Annotated in this window: 1 protein-coding gene; it reads left to right on the forward strand. The window is 67.1% G+C overall.

What is annotated here, in order from left to right; genetic code table 11:
* The coding region (locus tag ACL03I_RS39425; protein ID WP_412808663.1) for an AMP-binding protein at positions 1-796 on the forward strand (796 nt) is incomplete at both ends.

Below are 796 nucleotides of genomic sequence, written 5' to 3' on the forward strand. Positions count from 1 at the left end.
AAGCTCAACGTCGCCTACAACTGCGTGGACCGCCACGTCCTGGACGGACACGGCGACCAGGTCGCCATCCACTGGGAAGGCGAACCCGGCGACTCACGCGCCATCACCTACGAACAACTGCGGGACGAGGTCTGCCGGGCCGCCAACGCGTTCACCGAACTGGGCCTGGTCGCGGGCGACCGGGTGGCGATCTACATGCCGATGGTGCCGGAAGCCATCGTCGCCATGCTCGCCTGCGCTCGCCTCGGGCTGACCCACTCCGTCGTCTTCGCCGGATTCTCCCCCACCGCGTTGCGCCAGCGCGTCGACGACGCCCGAGCCCGCCTGGTGATCACCACCGACGGGCAGTGGCGGCGCGGCAAAGCCGCCCCACTGAAGGAAGCCGTCGACGAGGCCCTCTACGCCCACGGCGACACCCCATCCAGCGTCGAGCATGTGCTGGTGGTGCGCCGCACCGGCATCGAAGTCCCCTGGACCGAAGGCCGCGACCTGTGGTGGCACGACACCGTCACCACCGCCGCACCCCACCACGAACCCCAACCCTTCGACGCCGAACACCCCCTGTTCATCCTCTACACCTCCGGCACCACCGGAAAACCCAAAGGCATCCTCCACACCACCGGCGGCTACCTCACCCAAACCGCCTACACCCACCACAACGTCTTCGACCACAAACCCGGACAAGACATCTACTGGTGCACCGCCGACATCGGCTGGGTCACCGGACACAGCTACATCGTCTACGGCCCCCTGGCCAACCGCACCACCCAAGTCGTCTACGAAGGCACACCCAACT

This window comes from Nocardia sichangensis (genome assembly GCF_047200615.1).
Classification (GTDB): domain Bacteria; phylum Actinomycetota; class Actinomycetes; order Mycobacteriales; family Mycobacteriaceae; genus Nocardia; species Nocardia sichangensis.